The sequence below is a fragment of the Ligilactobacillus murinus genome, from assembly GCF_003288115.1.
Taxonomy (GTDB): Bacteria; Bacillota; Bacilli; order Lactobacillales; family Lactobacillaceae; genus Ligilactobacillus; species Ligilactobacillus murinus.
Genome location: NZ_CP023565.1, coordinates 188726 through 208660, shown reverse-complemented (window position 1 = coordinate 208660; position 19935 = coordinate 188726). Strand labels below are relative to the sequence as shown.

The window sequence follows — 19935 nt, the reverse complement described above, 5'->3', positions numbered from 1 at the left end:
CTAAATTTAGTGAAGTGAACCCATAAAGTTGGACACTCTATTTAGACTATATTTCTTAAGGCAAGATGTCGGTATTCTACCGGTGTCTTGCCTTTTAGTTTGACCTTTATCCGTTCGTTATTGTAATAGCTGATCCAGCTGATCATTGCTTTGACCAACTCTTCTTGTGTTGTATATTCTTTATTGTGATATAGCTCTACTTTCATTGTGTGGAAAAAACTTTCCATGGGTGCATTATCTAAGCATGTTGCCCTACGAGACATGCTTTGAAAGATCCTATTTTCCTTTAGCTTCTTTCGCCATTGGACACTCTGATATTGGACACCTTGATCGCTATGGAGAGTCATACGATAGTTTAATTTAGGTCTAAGTTTTATCAATGCATCCAACGGTTTTACCACGAAGGCTGTTGTTGGATGCTTACTGATACTATAGCTTACTATTTCATCTGTACATAGATCCTTGATAGGTGAAAGATAGACACGTTCTTCTTGTGTCTTATTTCCATACCTAAATTCACTTACGTCGGTCACCATTTTTTGAAATGGTAAATGTGTATCAAAACGTCGATGTAATAAGTTCTTAGCTTTCTTACCTTGTGGTCCAAGGGCAGAATTATATTTTCGCCTTTGTTTATTATACATATGCGCTGATAGATCATTTTCTCGCATGATGCGACTAACACGCTTATGATTTACTTTTATGCCTTGAGATCGTAATTTCAGTGTTACTGTACGATAACCAAAACACGGGTGCTTTGATTTGACCTCCTTTATAAGCTTTAATAGCTCCTCATCTTTATTTTTTCGCCTGTTTATTCGTTGGGCTTGATAGTAAAATGTACTACGTTTAAGACTAGTGTAAGGTAGTATTTCATCCAATGTATATTTAAATTTTTGCCTTAATTCTTGGATGATTTGATATTTTTCTTGCGATGTCCGCGCTTCTGAACCAAGGCATCGAGTTTTTTTAAGTATTCATTTTCAACCCGTAAAGCACGATTCTCAGCTCGTAAACGTTCTAATTCAGATAATTCTGATTTTTCTGCTTGTTTATTATTGTTGGTCGTCATGTGTTTAGCCCGTCCTCTTCTAGTAAATAAGGCATCAACACCTTTAGTATCCAATTTACGTTGCCAAGTCGCGATCGTCCCAGGATTACTTATATCAAACTGAAGTGCTGTTTCCGGATAGGAAGCCTTATGTCTTTTTCTCCAGTTTAAAACGTTGAGCTTAAAATTTCCATCGTAATCGTATTTAGGGCGGCGAACTTTTAACCCATCAATACCATATTTTTGATATCGTTTGACCCACATAAGGATATTTGAGTGATTCTTCACTTTATAAACTTTAGCTACTGTGTTACTTCCATAGCCTCTTAGATACATATTTACAGCCTGCAACTTATCCTCAAAAGAAAATTTAGTCATAGTAAAACCCCCTAAGTCAGATTCCTTTGTCCAACTTAGGGGGTTCACTTCATAGAGGACTTTTTCTTTTACTTTTCTGTTGTAAGTGCTAAACTAAAACCAAACATATGTTCAGGAGGGTTGCAAATGGAACGTTTATTCGAAAAAGTCATTGCTCTCAAACGATACGACCGCACTTTTGATCCCTATATTCTCTGCGCTACTTTAGATATTGAGATCTTATATTTTGAACTCGGCGATATTTTAGGCTTTAAAACCACTTACTGTGATGTCTCATTGATCTATCTCAATCAACAACTTAACACCGCTACGCAACGTTTTGTAGTCGCACACGAACTAGGACACATTTTGCTTCATAAAGGGATCAGACCGCTACTGCTTCAATATACATCCCATAGTCGTTTCATCTCACACTTTGAAGCCGAAGCCGATCGATTTGCGATCATCTTACTTTTATGTCATTACTACGCCACAATGGACCTAGAAGTTGGTCCAGATACATTGATGTGTGAACTAGGGATCCCTAAACATTGTAAGGCATTATTCTTAGATACGTTTTCGCAAATGCAATTACAACATCAGCGACTTGCGCAATTACTATTTTAAAATAAAAAAGCCACGGTCAAAACCGTAGCTTTCATGAAATATCCTAGTTTGTAAAACCGTATTTCTTGTTGAAGCGATCCACACGACCATCGGCTTGTGTGAATTTTTGCTTACCTGTGTAGAATGGGTGTGAGTCGCTGGAGATTTCCACACGAATCAATGGGTATGTGTTACCGTCTTCCCATTCAATTGTTTCTTCAGTTGTCTTTGTTGAACCAGACAAGAACTTATAGCCTGTAGCTGAGTCCATGAAAACAACTTTGTGATAATCTGGATGGATTCCTTGTTTCATTCTAAGTTCGCTCCTTTGCCCTGATCCATTTGCTGGGTCAGAGTTATTTTCGTGTTATACAACAAATAACATGATAACACGAATCGAAATTTGTTGCAATTAGCTTTTACGATTTTTATCATCTAAATTAAAGAGGTCCCGTGAACATTTGAGCTTACGAGACCTCTTTAAAAGCGCTTATCGCTATATCAGCGATCAGAATTTATTCTTCGTCACGTTTTTTACGCTTAGCAACTCCAATACCAAAGAGCCCAGCAAGCATTGACAACATTCCCAGCGCTGAGACTTTTTGACCATCAATGTCACCTGTTTGTGGCAACTCATCTGGTTTATTTTCAGCATTTGCTGGCTCATTAGTTGTACTCATCGGTTTAACTTGCTCATCAGTAGTAGCTGCAACATTTGGTTTAGTTTGCGGTCTTTGTACCATTTCCTTTGTCTCACCAACGATGATCAATTCAGCTTCAAGCACTTCACTTGATCCATCTGGATATGTCACTAATAATGATACTTTTACATTTCCGGCTTTAGAAACATTTGGTTCACCATTCCAAGTTACAACTGTTCCAGTTGGTAATTCATTTAAGTTAGAGATAAATTCTTCTGGAGTAGGTAATTTACCAATTTCGCTAGTGATCGGAACAACGATTGGTTCATTGATCTGCGCATCTGTACCCACTTTCACTGGTACTGTCACTTCTTCTGTCGTACCATCTGGATACGTTACTACCACTGTACCTTCTCTATGGCCTGGTGTCGTTGTATCCACTGGTTCTTTCCAAGTAACTGTCGTACCCTTTGGTAATTCATCTAAGTTGGCGATTCCTGTTGTTGCTTCTGGTGTACCACCGACTGGTGTTTTTACTTCTTGGGCTGTTGGTTCATTGATCTGCGCATCTGTACCCACCTTAACTGGTACTGTCACTTCTTCTGTCGTGCCATCTGGATACGTTACTACCACCGTGCCTTCTTTATGGCCTGGTGTCTTCGTATCGATTGGTTCTTTCCAAGCAACTGTCGTACCTGCTGGTAATTCATCCAAGTTGGCGATTCCTGTTGTTGCTTCTGGTGTACCACCGACTGGTGTTTTTACCTCTTGGCCGTTTGGTGTGTAAATATCTGCATCCGTACCCACCTTAACTGGTACTGTCACTTCTTCTGTCGTACCATCTGGATACGTTACTACCGCCGTGCCTTCTTTATGGCCTGGTGTCGTTGTATCGATTGGTTCTTTCCAAGTAACTGTCGTACCCTTTGGTAATTCATCTAAGTTGGCGATTCCTGTTGTTGCTTCTGGTGTATCACCGACTGGTGTTTTTACTTCTTGGGCTGTTGGTTCATTGATCTGCGCATCTGTACCCACTTTCACTGGTACTGTCACTTCTTCTGTCGTACCATCTGGATACGTTACTACCACTGTACCTTCTCTATGGCCTGGTGTCGTTGTATCCACTGGTTCTTTCCAAGTAACTGTCGTACCCTTTGGTAATTCATCTAAGTTGGCGATTCCTGTTGTTGCTTCTGGTGTACCACCGACTGGTGTTTTTACTTCTTGGGCTGTTGGTTCATTGATCTGCGCATCTGTACCCACCTTAACTGGTACTGTCACTTCTTCTGTCGTGCCATCTGGATACGTTACTACCACCGTGCCTTCTTTATGGCCTGGTGTCTTCGTATCGATTGGTTCTTTCCAAGCAACTGTCGTACCTGCTGGTAATTCATCCAAGTTGGCGATTCCTGTTGTTGCTTCTGGTGTACCACCGACTGGTGTTTTTACCTCTTGGCCGTTTGGTGTGTAAATATCTGCATCCGTACCCACCTTAACTGGTACTGTCACTTCTTCTGTCGTACCATCTGGATACGTTACTACCGCCGTGCCTTCTTTATGGCCTGGTGTCGTTGTATCGATTGGTTCTTTCCAAGTAACTGTCGTACCCTTTGGTAATTCATCTAAGTTGGCGATTCCTGTTGTTGCTTCTGGTGTATCACCGACTGGTGTTTTTACTTCTTGGGCTGTTGGTTCATTGATCTGCGCATCTGTACCCACTTTCACTGGTACTGTCACTTCTTCTGTCGTACCATCTGGATACGTTACTACCACTGTACCTTCTCTATGGCCTGGTGTCGTTGTATCCACTGGTTCTTTCCAAGTAACTGTCGTACCCTTTGGTAATTCATCTAAGTTGGCGATTCCTGTTGTTGCTTCTGGTGTACCACCGACTGGTGTTTTTACTTCTTGGGCTGTTGGTTCATTGATCTGCGCATCTGTACCCACCTTAACTGGTACTGTCACTTCTTCTGTCGTGCCATCTGGATACGTTACTACCACCGTGCCTTCTTTATGGCCTGGTGTCTTCGTATCGATTGGTTCTTTCCAAGTAACTGTCGTACCCTTTGGTAATTCATCCAAGTTGGCGATTCCTGTTGTTGCGTCTGGTGTATCACCGACTGGTGTTTTTACTTCTTGGCCGCTTGGTGTGTAAATATCTGCATCCGTACCCACCTTAACTGGTACTGTTACTTCTTCTGTCGTACCATCTGGATACGTTACTACCACCGTGCCTTCTTTATGGCCTGGTGTCTTCGTATCGACTGGTTCTTTCCAAGTAACTGTCGTACCTGCTGGTAATTCATCTAAGTTGGCGATTCCTGTTGTTGCGTCTGGTGTACCGCCGACTGGTGTTTTTACCTCTTGGCCTGTTGGTTCATTGATCTGCGCATCTGTACCCACCTTAACTGGTACTGTCACTTCTTCTGTCGTGCCATCTGGATACGTTACTACCACTGTACCTTCTTTATGACCTGGTGTCGTTGTATCCACTGGTTCTTTCCAAGTAACTGTCGTACCTGCTGGTAATTCATCTAAGTTTTTGATACCTGTTGTTGCGTCTGGCGTACCGCCGACTGGTGTTTTTACTTCTTGAGTTGTTGGTTCATTGATCTGCGCATCTGTACCCACCTTAACTGGTACTGTCACTTCTTCTGTCGTGCCATCTGGATACGTTACTACCACCGTGCCTTCTTTATGACCTGGTGTCTTCGTATCCACTGGTTCTTTCCAAGTAGCTTTCGTGCCTGCTGGTAATTCATCTAAGTTTGTGATACCTGTTGTTGCTTCTGGTGTACCACCGACTGGTGTTTTTACTTCTTGGCCGTTTGGTGTGTAAATATCTGCATCTGTACCCACCTTAACTGGTACTGTCACTTCTTCTGTCGTACCATCTGGATACGTTACTACCACCGTGCCTTCTTTATGGCCTGGTGTCTTCGTATCCACTGGTTCTTTCCAAGTAACTGTCGTACCCTTTGGTAATTCATCTAAGTTGGCGATTCCTGTTGTTGCGTCTGGTGTACCGCCGACTGGTGTTTTTACCTCTTGGCCTGTTGGTTCATTGATCTGCGCATCTGTACCCACCTTAACTGGTACTGTCACTTCTTCTGTCGTGCCATCTGGATACGTTACTACCACCGTGCCTTCTTTATGGCCTGGTGTCTTCGTATCCACTGGTTCTTTCCAAGCAACTGTCGTACCTACTGGTAATTCATCCAAGTTTTTGATACCTGTTGTTGCTTCTGGTGTACCACCGACTGGTGTTTTTACTTCTTGGGCTGTTGGTTCATTGATCTGCGCATCTGTACCCACCTTAACTGGTACTGTCACTTCTTCTGTCGTGCCATCTGGATACGTTACTACCACCGTGCCTTCTTTATGGCCTGGTGTCTTCGTATCCACTGGTTCTTTCCAAGTAGCTTTCGTGCCTGCTGGTAATTCATCTAAGTTTGTGATACCTGTTGTTGCTTCTGGTGTACCACCGACTGGTGTTTTTACTTCTTGGCCGTTTGGTGTGTAAATATCTGCATCTGTACCCACCTTAACTGGTACTGTCACTTCTTCTGTCGTACCATCTGGATACGTTACTACCACCGTGCCTTCTTTATGGCCTGGTGTCTTCGTATCCACTGGTTCTTTCCAAGTAGCTTTCGTGCCTGCTGGTAATTCATCTAAGTTGGCGATTCCTGTTGTTGCTTTTGGTGTACCGCCGACTGGTGTTTTTACTTCTTGGGCTGTTGGTTCATTGATCTGCGCATCTGTACCCACCTTAACTGGTACTGTCACTTCTTCTGTCGTGCCATCTGGATACGTTACTACCACCGTGCCTTCTTTATGACCTGGTGTCGTTGTATCCACTGGTTCTTTCCAAGTAACTGTCGTACCTGCTGGTAATTCATCTAAGTTGGCGATTCCTGTTGTTGCTTTTGGTGTACCGCCGACTGGTGTTTTTACTTCTTGGGCTGTTGGTTCATTGATCTGCGCATCTGTACCAACTTTCACTGGTACTGTCACTTCTTCTGTCGTACCATCTGGATACGTTACTACCACTGTACCTTCTTTATGGCCTGGTGTCGTCGTATCGACTGGTTCTTTCCAAGTAACTGTCGTACCTACTGGTAATTCATCCAAGTTTTTGATACCTGTTGTTGCGTCTGGTGTACCACCTACTGGTGTTTTTACTTCTTGGGCTGTTGGTTCATTGATCTGCGCATCTGTACCCACTTTCACTGGCACTGTCACTTCTTCTGTCGTACCATCTGGATACGTTACTACCACTGTACCTTCTTTATGGCCTGGTGTCGTTGTATCCACTGGTTCTTTCCAAGCAGCTTTCGTGCCTGCTGGTAATTCATCTAAGTTGGCGATCCCTGTTGTTGCGTCTGGTGTACCACCGACTGGTGTTTTTACTTCTTGGGCTGTTGGTTCATTGATCTGCGCATCTGTACCCACCTTAACTGGTACTGTCACTTCTTCTGTCGTGCCATCTGGATACGTTACTACCACCGTGCCTTCTTTATGGCCTGGTGTCGTCGTATCGATTGGTTCTTTCCAAGCAACTGTCGTACCTACTGGTAATTCATCCAAGTTTTTGATACCTGTTGTTGCGTCTGGTGTACCACCGACTGGTGTTTTTACTTCTTGGGCTGTTGGTTCATTGATCTGCGCATCTGTACCCACCTTAACTGGTACTGTCACTTCTTCTGTCGTGCCATCTGGATACGTTACTACCACCGTGCCTTCTTTATGGCCTGGTGTCGTCGTATCGATTGGTTCTTTCCAAGCAACTGTCGTACCTACTGGTAATTCATCCAAGTTTTTGATACCTGTTGTTGCTTCTGGTGTACCACCGACTGGTGTTTTTACTTCTTGGGCTGTTGGTTCATTGATCTGCGCATCTGTACCCACCTTAACTGGTACTGTCACTTCTTCTGTCGTGCCATCTGGATACGTTACTACCACTGTACCTTTTTTATGGCCTGGTGTCGTCGTATCCACTGGTTCTTTCCAAGTAGCTGTCGTACCCTTTGGTAATTCATCTAAGTTGGCGATTCCTGTTGTTGCTTTTGGTGTACCACCGACTGGTGTTTTTACTTCTTGACCGTTTGGTGTGTAAGTATCTGCATCTGACTTATCAACTAAAACATTGACCTCAACATCTTGGGTCGTACCATCAGGATACGTCACCGTCACGATACCAGTTGCCTTGCGGTCTGTGGCACCAACTTCTGGCTTAACGTTTGGCTCTTGTTTCCAAGCATAAGACACTGGCTTAGCTGATTGGTCAAATTGTGCCAAAGCCTCTGTATTAGCGATCAAACTCTTAGCTTCTGGAACTTTCCCCCATGGTGTAGTGGCATCCGATTTTGGTGTTGCGACAATGACTTCAACTAAAATATCGACTGGAGCTGTCGAGCCATCTGTAAACGTCACTGTTGCTGGGTGCTCACTATTACTTGCGGTCGTTGTATTTACTGGTGTAACAAATGCACTACTCTTCACATTGTTACCTGTTGGATCTACTAAGCCAGCATTTGGATTTACGGTTTGTCCGTAATGAACAGTGATCTTTTGGGTAGTCGCTGTCTTATCTTTAGCAGCAAATGCATCTGCTTGAGAATCTCCCACCTTGATCGTTACAGGCACATCTTGAGTCGTACCATCGGGATAGGTCACGACTACGACCCCAGGAACATGGTGATCGGCTGAAACTCCTGGCTTAAAGTTTGGTTTTTCTTTCCAAGCATAACTGACTTTCTTATCAGCCGTATCAAACCGCTCTAACTCGTCTGTATTAGCGATCACTTTGTAAGCCTCTAATTCAGTTCCCCAAGGTGTTTGTAAGTCTGGTTTAGCCTGAGCCCCGACAACATCGATCTTCATGGGCCAAGATGTAGTTCGCTTATTGTTGAGTTTTGCTCTTAAACGAACGTCGATATTTTCACCAGCGGTAGTTGTATCAGGATCATCTGCCCAAGAATATTCGGCTACGAACGCGTTCAAAACATCTTTTAATTCTTGTCCTTCAAACACGGTCCCATTAGCTAGCGTCAATTTCTTGATAAGCTCATTTTCTACATAATCTCTAGTCAACATATCATTAACAGTATCGATATCTTGGTTAACATGTAGCGTTGGCTTGTTGACTTCGATCGTGCTCTTTGTAAGATCGATATCCGTCACTGTTGCTGGCACAGTTACCAACAATTCATGCGTATATGTTGGATCAAGTTCATCTGGGAAAGTCACTTTAACTTGACCAGATGTAGTTTGAGCTTGGGTCGTATTAGGCTTAGTTACCCAAGCATAAGTCGCATTTTTTGGGAAATTAGCCGTATTTTCGATAGCATTTTTAGCATCATCGCCTACTGTTACTCCGGTATAATATTTCAGATCAGTCTTAGCGATCGCACCTTCTTTTAGCGTGACTTCATTTTTTTGTGGTAAATTATTAGACACACTATCGCCTGAAGAAGCGATGGTACTTACGGATACGATCAACTTGGTCCCGGCAGCTGGTAAAGTTTTAGTCAACGGAATATCAAATTTTTGGGCTTTAGCGACCCCATCAAAGCGTTCAGGTGTAACAGTCGTCGAACCATAAACTGTCCCTTTTTCATCTGTTACTGTGACCTCTTGCTTGGTCCCTTCAGCTTGGTTGAAAACTAATTCACCATGGACCTTATTTTCAGAAACATACACATTCGAAATATTTGGCATTGAAACTAATGGGTTAGTCAGATCAGCTTTTTCTTTTAAATCTGGGATCCCATCACCGTCAGAATCATCGAATGCGATCAAATTAGAAGCCATCGAGTAATTTTGAACTACACCATTAGTATCAGTAAAATAATTATTGAAAAGTAAGCTTCCACCAGCCTTACCGTCTTTTTTGAGCGAAGCATAGATCTCATCTGGTTTTTGATTCAACCGATAGACCAAAAGTAAGGCAACCGGTCTTGCTTCACTTGCGAAACCACCAAATTGGATCTTATCGTTGATATCAGCGGGAGCATAACTCCCAGTACCATTAGCATCAAGCGTTAGATCTGCTACTTTAGTTGTATCTGTAGAATTTAACGGTATCCACAACTTATTTGTTTTATCCTGAACAAAGCCATACTGATCGCCATTTTTTATCTTGTTTAATTCGACCGTATAGGCATCACCTGTTTTTTCAAGATATGGTAATAAAGCTGGATCAATCCCATAGTTAAAGACTAAACCTGTGCCGTTAGTCCAACTCCCCTTCTTACTTGCTTGATAAAAGACCACCAATGCTCCATTTTCGCCGATCGTTTTGTCATAGGAAATGACGTTATGGCTTCCGATAAACTTCGTATCCTTTTTATTTTCACTGTACGTAGGAGTGACTTGCTTTTCACTCAAAGGATCATTAGGTCCAACAATGTAACCTTCATTGTTGGTTGCAAGTAAAGCAGTCCTACTTGAAGCATCATATACGTAAGCGTTATAGAGTAATGGGTTTTGCTCTACATCTGAGATCTTATTTAAGACATTTTCGACAGTATCATTTAACACGATCCGACCATTTTCAGCTAAATATGCATAGCCAACTACTGGTTCATTGAAAATATCTAATAGTGTTGCTTCCCAAATGTTAGTTTTATTGCCAGCATCATCTAAGATGCGTTCAAAGAAGATCGTCTTATTCGTATCATCTCTTTGTGTCAATGAAACTTCAGAAACACTATCTACTAAACGATTATCGAGTTGCAAACGGATCTTGTAATCTTTAGAAGTTACGACCGTCCCACCAGTCCGTTGCTCAGCCATCGAAAATGGGATCGTGTTACTTTTAGCGACCTCATCTGTGATCATCCCTGGATTAGCTTGGAATGTCCAAAACTTTCTATTGTACGAGATCTGTGGTGTATAGATCCCATTATCGTTTGTCACTGCAGCATCCGCAGCAGCTGGCCATTGTGGATTTTTTGTTTCTGAAGTTGCTGTTTCTTCAGGTGCTGTTGTCTCAGCAGTTGTTGGTGCTACAGTTGTCTCAGATGCACTTCTAAAAGCAGAAGCTGTTTCCGTAGCTTGGGGTGCTGTAGAAGTTTCAGTCTTATTTTGATCTTGATCTGAGATTTTGGTCTCAGTAGCGGACTCATTTGAGTTCGTCTCTTCTGGGCTCTGTGTTTGCTTAGCATCTGAGGTCTCTTCTTTTTTGGCTTGTGTTTCTTGTGCTGTCACTTCAGGAGCAACTACCTCATTTTCACTAGTAGTAGCCACAGACGTTTCCTCTGAAGTCGCCTCATTCTTCTCAGAAGATGTTTCAGCTAAACTATCACCTACCACTTCAGTCGTTTGAGCTGTAGTTTCATCAGCCGAAACGACTTTTGTTCCCATATTGATCGCAAATGTCGTCCCAATAAGAACTGACGCTACCCCCACCGTAAATTTTTTGATTGCAAAGCGTTGGTGTTTGGGCTCCATTTTCTCAGCTTGTAATCTCTTATTGTTTTTCGAGAGCATCTTAATACCTCCTACTGTATTTCTAATGTAAAAAAACACAAAATTAACACTTTGGTAAATATATAATATAATTTAAAACATTTTTAATACAAAAACAACACTTTTTCTCATCTATATTTATATTATATTCTAATTTCATTGTTTTATCCAACATAAAAACGCTACAAAGTCTGGTTATAACTGCATCATTCACAGCCTGATAACTCTATGACTTTATTTAGTTAAAAATTATAATTTTGATCATATTTTTTATAAAACCGATTGATTTTCAGCGTTATATTGGCTAATTATTTTTAAGAACTACAATCACAGTATAACCTTTAAAAGATAATTAATAAAATTTAAATATATTTTTTTGTTACTCTGCTTTAACTGCCATTCACTCAAGCAAAATAAAAAACCTATACCTAGGAGCTAAAAAAACTCTAAATATAGGTCTATAAATCTATGCTAAATTAGCTATTTATCGCCGATTTGATAATTCGAGTTGATCGATCTGAGCGCAAAAATCTGCATTACTCTTAGTTTGACGTAGGATCTTCAAGATCTGTTCAGTATCTTTCAAAATATCATCACTCATCGCTCGCCGTAACTTCCAGATCGCTTCAAGTTCATCGTCAGAAAGCAACAGCTCTTCTTTACGTGTCCCTGATTTTTTGAGATCAACAGCAGGAAAGATCCGTCTTTCAGCTAATAAGCGACTCAATTGCAATTCTTGATTACCAGTCCCCTTAAACTCTTCAAAAATGATATCGTCCATCCGACTACCTGTATCAACTAAGGCTGTCGCTAAGATCGTCAAACTTCCACCTTCTTTGACATTTCGTGCTGCTCCAAAGAATTTTTTGGGACGATATAAGGCAGTTGGATCTAAACCACCAGATAGCGTTTTTCCACTAGCAGGCTCCACTAAGTTATAAGCCCGTGCTAAGCGCGTCAATGAGTCTAACAAAATGATCACATCTTGTTTATCTTCGACTAAACGCATTGCTCTTTCTAAGACTAATTCAGAGATATGTACATGATTTTCCGGTCGCTGATCAAAAGTTGAATAAACGACCTCACCAGTGGGATTGATCTTGGCCAAGTATTCTTCTAGGTCAGTAACTTCTTCTGGGCGTTCATCGATCAATAAAACTAACAGTTTAGCTTGGGGGTGATTTTTTGAGATCCCAGCAGCGATATCTTTTAAAAATGTCGTTTTCCCTGCTTTAGGTGGGGCTACGATCAAACCACGTTGGCCAAAACCGATCGGCGAAAAAAGATCGATCATGCGCGTCGACAACTTCTTTTGCTCATATTCCAAAAGCAAACGCCGATCAGGGTATTTAGCCGTTAATGCCGGAAAATGTGGCCTGCCCTTTGCTTCTTCTGGACTTTTACCGTTGACAGAATCAATATAAAGCATCCCATAGCGATCATTAGCCACATTTTGCCGTGGAGGGCGAACTTTGCCCACGACTTCATCGCCGTTTCGAAGTCCAAACCGTTTGATCTGCGAAGCTGAAACATAAATATCTTCTTTTGATTGACTATAATTTAATGGCCGCAAAAAACCATACCCACCTTCATCATAAAAGATCTCCAAAACACCTTTCATCACAAAGCTGGACTCTTCTGCTTGTGCACGAATTACAGCCAACGACAATTCCTTTTTGTTCATTTGGCTATAATATTTGATCTTGTATTTCCGTGCATATTCATATATTTCTTTTAAAGTCTTCTTTTGTAAGTCTTCTAAAGTTTGCATTTCTGACATGCGATCGCCTCTATCGTAATTATTTTAAAAATCTAGTGTTTCACTTTCAGTGATAACTTTCAGATCCACGTTTAGCCCACGGAATTTTTCAACGATCCGATCATAGCCACGTAAAATGTTATCTGCCTTGGTGATCGTTGTCGTACCATCTGCCATTAAAGCCAAGCCTAACAACGATACGCCTGCCCTGATCTCACCTGCTTCTACCGTTGTACCGATCAAATTCTTAGCATGACCGATCGTGATCACACCATCTTGACTGGAGATCTTAGCTCCCATTTTTTGCATTTCAGGAATATGTTTAATTCTTTGCGGATAAAGAGTATCAATAATAGTTGAACTGCCCTTAGCTCTCATTAAAAGTGGAGTCAAAGGTTGTTGTAGATCGGTGGCTAAACCCGGGAAAGGTGCAGTTTTGACGCTAACTGGTGCTAAAAGATCACCCCCAGGAACATAGATCTTATCTTCATCGATCTCAAGGGTCACCCCCATTTCTTGCATCTTAGCAATAAATGGATCCAAATGCTCAGTGATCACATTTTTCACTAAGACCCCTTTGCCGTTGGCTGCTGCAAAGGACAAATATGTTCCCGCTTCGATCCGATCAGGAATGATCGTATGAATATTTTGCGCTTTTAAGCTATCAACACCTTGTACACGGATCACATCCGTGCCAGCTCCACGGATCTTAGCCCCCATGTTATTTAAAAAGGTTGCTAGATCAACGATCTCTGGTTCACGGGCCACATTTTCCATGATCGTTGTCCCTTTAGCCCTGACTGCAGCTAATAAGACATTGATCGTTGCACCGACAGAAACTAGATCAAAGAAGATCCGTGCACCTTGTAAACCTTCTGGACCAGTCGTAATGTAAACCGTGTCATCTTTTTCAACGACTTTTGCTCCTAAAGCTTTAAAGCCCTTGATGTGTTGGTCGATCGGACGTGGCCCGATATTATCGCCCCCGGGAAATCCTACTACAGCCTTACCGAATTTTCCAAGCAAAGCGCCCATAAAATAATAAGAAGCTCGCAAACTACGAATAGCTCCACCGGGCAGTGGAGTGGATTCGATCGTTGTTGGATCAACGGTAAGTTTTCCTCGGTTATAAAATGATTTTACGTTCATTGATTTTAAAATCAACATTAAGTTATGCACATCTAAAATATCAGGAACCGAATCAAATTCAACAGGTGTATCAGCTAAAATGGAAGCTGGTATAAGAGCTACAGTACTATTTTTGGCTCCGCCGATCGTCACTTCCCCTGACAATTTTTGCGAACCCTTGACAATCATTTTTTTCATTTTGTTAAATTCCTCACTAAATCAATTAAATAAATATATATCTTTTCGAATCATCATCAAATAGTCTGCGCAGATCATTAAATAGTAAACAATGCGCCATATTGAATTTTACAGGATAAAAGCTAAGGTTTCAATGTAAATTAGTGCTTTATCAGGGAATATCTTAGTTAATTTTTTAAATCACACTAAAACAGCATTACAATTTAAAAAAATATTTCAAATTGCAATGCTAAAAATCAAGGAACCTGATCAATGCATATTCAAACATCCATAGTATTAATTATACTATAACTCCATAATTATATAAATTTAAGCTAGCGCACAAAAAAAGCACCTCAAATCGAAGTGCTTTTAAATGCGCTATTTTCCAGCAGCCGCCGTTACGAAAGCTGCAAATAAACCTTCTGGACGTTGTGGACGTGACAAGAATTCTGGGTGGTATTGCGCAGCCACGAAGAATTTGTTTTCAGGAATTTCCACAACTTCAACTAAATGGTTGTTTGGGGAAGTACCAGCAAAGACTAAACCTTTTTGCGCCATGATCTCACGGTATTGGTTGTTAAATTCATAGCGATGACGGTGACGTTGTTGGATCACATCTTGGTCACCGTAAGCTTTTGCTGTCTTTGTTCCAGGTTTTAATTTACATGGATAAATGCCTAGACGTTGTGTACCACCCATCTCTTGAACTTCAGCTTGATCAGCCATCAGATCGATGATCTTATTCTTAGCATTAGGATCAACTTCAGCCGTATTGCTATCTTCAAGACCACACACATCGCGAGCAAATTCAATACATGCCATTTGCATACCTAAGCAGATACCTAAGAATGGTACGTCATTTTCACGCGCATAGCGGATCGATTGGATCATCCCTTCAAGACCACGGTCACCAAAACCACCTGGCACGATGATCCCATCATAGCCGCCTAATTGTTCAGCCACATTTTCAGCAGTCAATTTTTCGGAATCAAAGTAATCGATCTTGATCTTAGAATCGATCGCATAACCTGCATGACGCAAGGCTTCGTTAACTGAGATATATGCATCAGGTAATTGAACGTACTTACCAACTAAAGCGATCTTAACTTCACCATCTAAGTTACGTACCTTATCAGCTAATTTGCTCCAATCAGTCATATCAGCTTCTGGTGTTTCAAGATGCAACTTCTTACATACGATGTCATCCATGTGTTGTGCTTGTAGGTTCAATGGGATCTGATAAAGTGTATCCACGTCCATTGATTCGATCACAGCTTCTGGTTCAACGTCACAGAAATTAGCGATCTTATCACGCATACTTTGAGAAATTGGTTTTTCTGTTCGAACGACCAAAATATTTGGTTGGATACCTAAACCACGTAATTCCTTTACACTGTGTTGGGTCGGCTTTGTCTTCATTTCGCCAGCTGCGTTCAAGTACGGTACTAAAGTCGTGTGGATGTAAACAACATTTTCACTACCGACTTCAGACTTCATTTGCCGCAAAGCTTCAAGGAATGGAAGTGATTCGATATCGCCTACTGTACCTCCGACCTCAGTGATAACAACATCTGCATCAGTGATCGTGCCAGCACGCATGATCTTTTCTTTGATCATATTTGTAATGTGTGGGATAACTTGGACTGTTGCGCCTAAGTAATCACCACGGCGTTCTTTTTTCAAAACTTCTGAGTAGATCTTACCAGTTGTAACGTTTGAGTATTTGTTCAAATTGATATCAATGAAGCGTTCATAGTGACCGAGATCCAAATCAGTCTCTGTACCATCATCGGTCACGAAAACTTCACCGTGTTGATATGGGCTCATTGTCCCTGGGTCAACGTTGATGTATGGATCGAATTTTTGGATCGTAACTTTTAATCCGCGGTTTTTCAATAAACGGCCTAGTGAAGCGGCAACAATACCTTTGCCTAGAGATGAAACAACGCCGCCCGTAACAAAAATATACTTGGTCATTATTAAATGCTCCTTTAATTTAATTTATCAGGGTAGAACTAACAAAAATAACAAGCTCCCTATTCATCTCTTAGAATAGGGAGCTTGCCTTGTCGTACGTCTGACTTCACCTATAAGTGAAGCGCCCATATTGAATTTTACATAAAACACTGCTTGCCGTCAAGCATAAAATTATTGATCTTCTAAATCAACATCTGATAATTCAGTCAACTGACCTTCGATCCCATCTGGAAGATCATCTTCTTCATCTTCAGGATCGTCGATATCGCTTAGATCTTCACTATAAGCTTTCAATTCACCATCTTCGTCATTATCTTCATCATCATAATCGTCATCTAGATCGACATCTTCTGGATCATCATCATTGTAATCGATCACATCATCATCGTCAGTCGCATCAGCCAAGAAAGCATTGACCTTCTTACGCTTCTTGCGTGGCCGAGATTCTTCTTCTTCGTCTTCAGAGTGAACGAGGGCTTCGTCGATCGATTCAAATGGATACCATGAGCGTAAGCCCCAAAGATTATCCCCTAAAGAGATGAAGCTGCCATCAACATTTAAATCTGTATAAAATTGCGCTAAACGATCACGGATCTCTTGGTCGCTCTTACCAAGATATTCTTGAATTGCGTTTGTTAAGTCAGCAAAGGCCATCACATCACCTTTTTGACTTAAAATTGCGTGTGCAACTTCGACCATTGATAATTCATTGCGGTTAGCATCTTTGAATTTTTCTAGCTCCAAACTGGTACACGTCCTTTCCACAGTTTACTCTTCATCTTACAATATTAAGCTTTGAATTGCAATTCTAATTTATATTCTCCCAATAATTCTTCACCCGAATATAAAAGATATTCCACCTTTAACTCACCGCTAGTTTCGGTGAGCGGTTCATATTTGTAAGTCGTGCACTTGGCCACCAAGGAAATGATCCCATAAGCGGTCTTATACTTAGCATTGGTTTGCTGACCTTCAACTAAATTTAACTGCAAAGCTAATTGCCCTTGGCGTCTAGTCAGCAATAATTCAGCTGGCTTGATCTTTAAGATCGTTTGGGCGCCAGCTTTAGCCTCAGTATACCGTAAATATATAGTTTCTCCTTTACGCGTCAATTCACCCTGTTCGAGCAATTCAAATTTTTCGATCTCACCCGTCTGAGTTTGAACTGTTTTTAATTTTATTTCTACTGGTACTTGCATTGTCAAAACGCTCTACCCCATTTCTAAACATGTACAATTGATCACTCAACGTATATACTTATTATAACAATAATTATTACGAAGGGGGCTTTAAAATCACAACTCGCTATACCTCAAAAATGTTACCTTTAGAAAAGGTCTTGCGTGATCCGATCCATGACTATATCTATATCAAACATCAAGTTATTCTCGATCTGATCAACACCCGCGAATTCCAACGCTTGCGGCGGATCAAGCAACTGGGAACGACTAATTACACTTTTCATAGTGCGGAGCATTCTCGTTTTACACACTCGGTCGGCGTTTATGAGATCACTCGGCGGATCTGTGATCTATTTGCACGAAACTATGCCACTAAAACACAAGGTGATGGTGGTTGGGATGATAATGAGCGTTTAGTAGCCTTATGTGCTGCCCTTTTGCATGATGTTGGACACGGGGCCTACTCCCATACATTTGAGCATATTTTTGAAACCGATCATGAAGAGATGACTCGTACGATCATCACATCAGAAGATACCCAGATCAATGCAGTTTTAAAGCAAGTCGCGCCTGACTTTCCAAAAAAAGTTGCTAGCGTGATCGCTAAGACTTACCCAAATCCCCAAGTCGTCCAAATGATCTCTAGCCAGATCGACGCTGATCGGATGGATTATCTTTTACGCGATTCGTATTTCACTGGAGCTAACTATGGAACCTTTGATCTGACCCGGATCTTACGTGTCATGCGTCCAAGTAAAAATGGGATCGTCTTTGAATACAGTGGGATGCATGCGGTCGAAGATTATATCATCAGTCGGCTTCAAATGTATCAACAAGTCTATTTCCATCCCGTTTCACGCTCGATGGAAGTTATTTTAGGCCACTTGCTAAAGCGCGCTAAAGATCTCTATTTAGCTGGTAAATTACCTCAAGATTTTGCCGCCGAGCTGTTACGGCCTTTCTTTGAAAAAGATCTCACACTCGCAAATTACTTGCGCCTTGACGATGGGATCTTAAATACTTGCTTTGAAAACTGGCGAACTGCCAAAGATCCGATCTTAAGTGACTTAGCCCAACGCTTCTTAGATCGCCAACCTTTAAAGTCAGTACGCGTCACAGAAAAGCAAACTGCGCTGTTACCAAAGTTGGCCGCATTAGTGACTAATTCCGGCTATGATGCCAATTACTACACTGCAACTAATGATAGTTTCAACTTACCCTATGCGCTTTATGATTCTAAAGCCAAGATCAATTTGATCCAACCAAATGGTGAACTAGAAGAACTATCCGAGGTCTCACCGCTAGTCAAGGCTGTGACTGATAAAGAACTAGGAGACGAGCGCTTCTTCTTTCCTAAACAGATGTTAGGTACACCTGAAGAGCAACAAGAGATCTTTCAACCTTACTATCAAGAATTTTTGCAACACATCAAAAATGATCGGCTCATCTAAAGAGGCTGAAAAAATGGATGTTTTTTATGCTCGAAGTCGTATTTCTCTTACCTCTTTTTAGTAGCAAGGCATTGTGATCTAATTTGGAATTAATGATATATAAAAACGGTCGTAAATGGCTTTTCGGTCATTTACGACCGTTTTTATATACCACTATGCTTTTTTGATCCTATGGTCTTAGTGTAATGATCTGCATACTGACTATAGATAGCATTTTCGCCTAAAATTTTGAATACCTGTAAAGCTTGCGCCATTTTAGAGCGTCCTGTCGTAATATCTTGCTCAAATTCAAAATATCCTTGTGCATAAAGAAAGACAGTCTGTTCAAAATAATTTAATTCATTAGCTAGTAATTTTTTAATTTCTTGGATAAGATATTTACAATTTTCAAACTGCTTATTATCAATACTTACGATCAAACAATTAATAGCCAATTGTGTAACTAACTTCTTATTGGTTTTGTTTAAAGAAGAGTAAATATAGTTTTTTAACATTTCTTTTGTAAGTAAGAAAAAAGCAGGATACGGAATCGTTCTGGAACAGTTTCCCAGTAAAGTGATCTCATAATATCCCCAAATTTCAACTTCGAATAAGTAATCTGTCAAATTCAAGATCTCGGTTTCAGTCGGCTTTATTTTATCCGAGTGATCTAGCATATAAATTATTGATTTTATCATAGTTTTCTCGAGATCATTTAACTGATATCGCGAAGTATCAGAAAGTAACTTAATAATATTATCCGTTTTTTGTGTAGGATATTCTTTACGGATATATTGCACTAAATCAACAAAGTTTTCGGTTTGCGTATACTCACCATCATGTAAGATAAGAAATTCCCCAAGTAAAACATGTAATTTGTCGAGAATATTGATCAAGCGAGTACAAGATATCTCGGATTCGCCTCGCTCAAAGCGTGATATTTGAGATTTTGATAAATACTCATCAGCCACTGCATTTAAGCTTACATGTTTGCCTACTCGAATTTTTCTGAGTGTTTTCCCTAGATGTGACTTCATTTGAAATTCCCACTTTCACAACAAAAAAATAATATTTTTTTATTCATTATATAGTTAATGCAAAGGAAAAGAAATAAGAAAAAGGTGCGCGTGTTAATCATGGAGAAGTTTTC

The 19935-nt window shown here is 40.8% G+C and carries 12 protein-coding genes; 2 read left to right on the top strand and 10 right to left on the bottom strand.

Going from position 1 to position 19935, the window contains the following annotated elements; translation table 11 throughout:
* Positions 1-41: 41 nt before the first annotated feature.
* Both CPS94_RS00925 and CPS94_RS00920 read right to left on the bottom strand, forming a co-directional pair.
* On the bottom strand, positions 42-917 hold the full coding sequence (locus CPS94_RS00925) for an IS3 family transposase (RefSeq protein ID WP_331250495.1): 876 nt from the start codon (positions 915-917) through the stop codon (positions 42-44).
* Entirely contained in the window at positions 902-1429 is a 528-nt protein-coding gene (locus tag CPS94_RS00920; protein ID WP_112194365.1) for a helix-turn-helix domain-containing protein, read from the bottom strand. Before CPS94_RS00920 ends, CPS94_RS00925 begins: the two co-directional genes overlap by 16 nt.
* A gap of 126 nt (positions 1430-1555) precedes the next feature.
* Between CPS94_RS00920 and CPS94_RS00915 the strand changes: the two genes are divergently transcribed.
* On the top strand, positions 1556-2035 hold the full coding sequence (locus CPS94_RS00915; RefSeq protein ID WP_004049438.1) for an ImmA/IrrE family metallo-endopeptidase: 480 nt from the start codon (positions 1556-1558) through the stop codon (positions 2033-2035).
* Between the two features lie 43 nt (positions 2036-2078).
* Here CPS94_RS00915 and CPS94_RS00910 read toward each other — a convergent pair whose 3' ends face one another.
* The 7 genes from CPS94_RS00910 to CPS94_RS00880 form a co-directional block, all read right to left on the bottom strand.
* Entirely contained in the window at positions 2079-2327 is a 249-nt protein-coding gene (locus CPS94_RS00910; protein WP_004049440.1) for a type B 50S ribosomal protein L31, read from the bottom strand.
* A 202-nt stretch (positions 2328-2529) separates the two neighbouring features.
* A complete protein-coding gene (locus CPS94_RS00905) occupies positions 2530-11151 on the bottom strand; it encodes a Rib/alpha-like domain-containing protein (protein ID WP_112286314.1) in 8622 nt (2873 codons plus the stop codon).
* Between the two features lie 463 nt (positions 11152-11614).
* The gene (gene rho / locus CPS94_RS00900) at positions 11615-12910 is read right to left on the bottom strand and encodes a transcription termination factor Rho (protein WP_112195728.1); all 1296 of its coding nucleotides are present in this window, start codon (positions 12908-12910) and stop codon (positions 11615-11617) included.
* A gap of 24 nt (positions 12911-12934) precedes the next feature.
* The gene (locus CPS94_RS00895; RefSeq protein ID WP_112195730.1) at positions 12935-14215 is read right to left on the bottom strand and encodes a UDP-N-acetylglucosamine 1-carboxyvinyltransferase; all 1281 of its coding nucleotides are present in this window, start codon (positions 14213-14215) and stop codon (positions 12935-12937) included.
* 360 nt (positions 14216-14575) lie between these two features.
* Positions 14576-16174, bottom strand: a complete 1599-nt coding sequence (locus tag CPS94_RS00890; protein ID WP_004048741.1) for a CTP synthase — start codon at positions 16172-16174, stop codon at positions 14576-14578.
* 171 nt (positions 16175-16345) lie between these two features.
* Positions 16346-16918 (bottom strand): DNA-directed RNA polymerase subunit delta, encoded by a 573-nt coding sequence (gene rpoE / locus CPS94_RS00885; protein ID WP_112195732.1) that lies wholly within the window; start codon positions 16916-16918, stop codon positions 16346-16348.
* A 44-nt stretch (positions 16919-16962) separates the two neighbouring features.
* Positions 16963-17373, bottom strand: a complete 411-nt coding sequence (locus CPS94_RS00880) for a DUF1934 domain-containing protein (protein WP_112195734.1) — start codon at positions 17371-17373, stop codon at positions 16963-16965.
* A gap of 119 nt (positions 17374-17492) precedes the next feature.
* On the opposite strand from CPS94_RS00880, the gene CPS94_RS00875 reads away from it, so the two are divergent.
* Entirely contained in the window at positions 17493-18806 is a 1314-nt protein-coding gene (locus CPS94_RS00875) for an HD domain-containing protein (RefSeq protein ID WP_112195736.1), read from the top strand.
* A 143-nt stretch (positions 18807-18949) separates the two neighbouring features.
* On the opposite strand, the gene CPS94_RS00870 is transcribed toward CPS94_RS00875, so the two are convergent.
* Positions 18950-19822 carry a helix-turn-helix domain-containing protein gene (locus tag CPS94_RS00870; protein WP_112195738.1) on the bottom strand — a complete coding sequence of 291 codons (873 nt, stop codon included), beginning with the start codon at positions 19820-19822 and terminating at the stop codon, positions 18950-18952.
* Positions 19823-19935 lie beyond the last annotated feature (113 nt).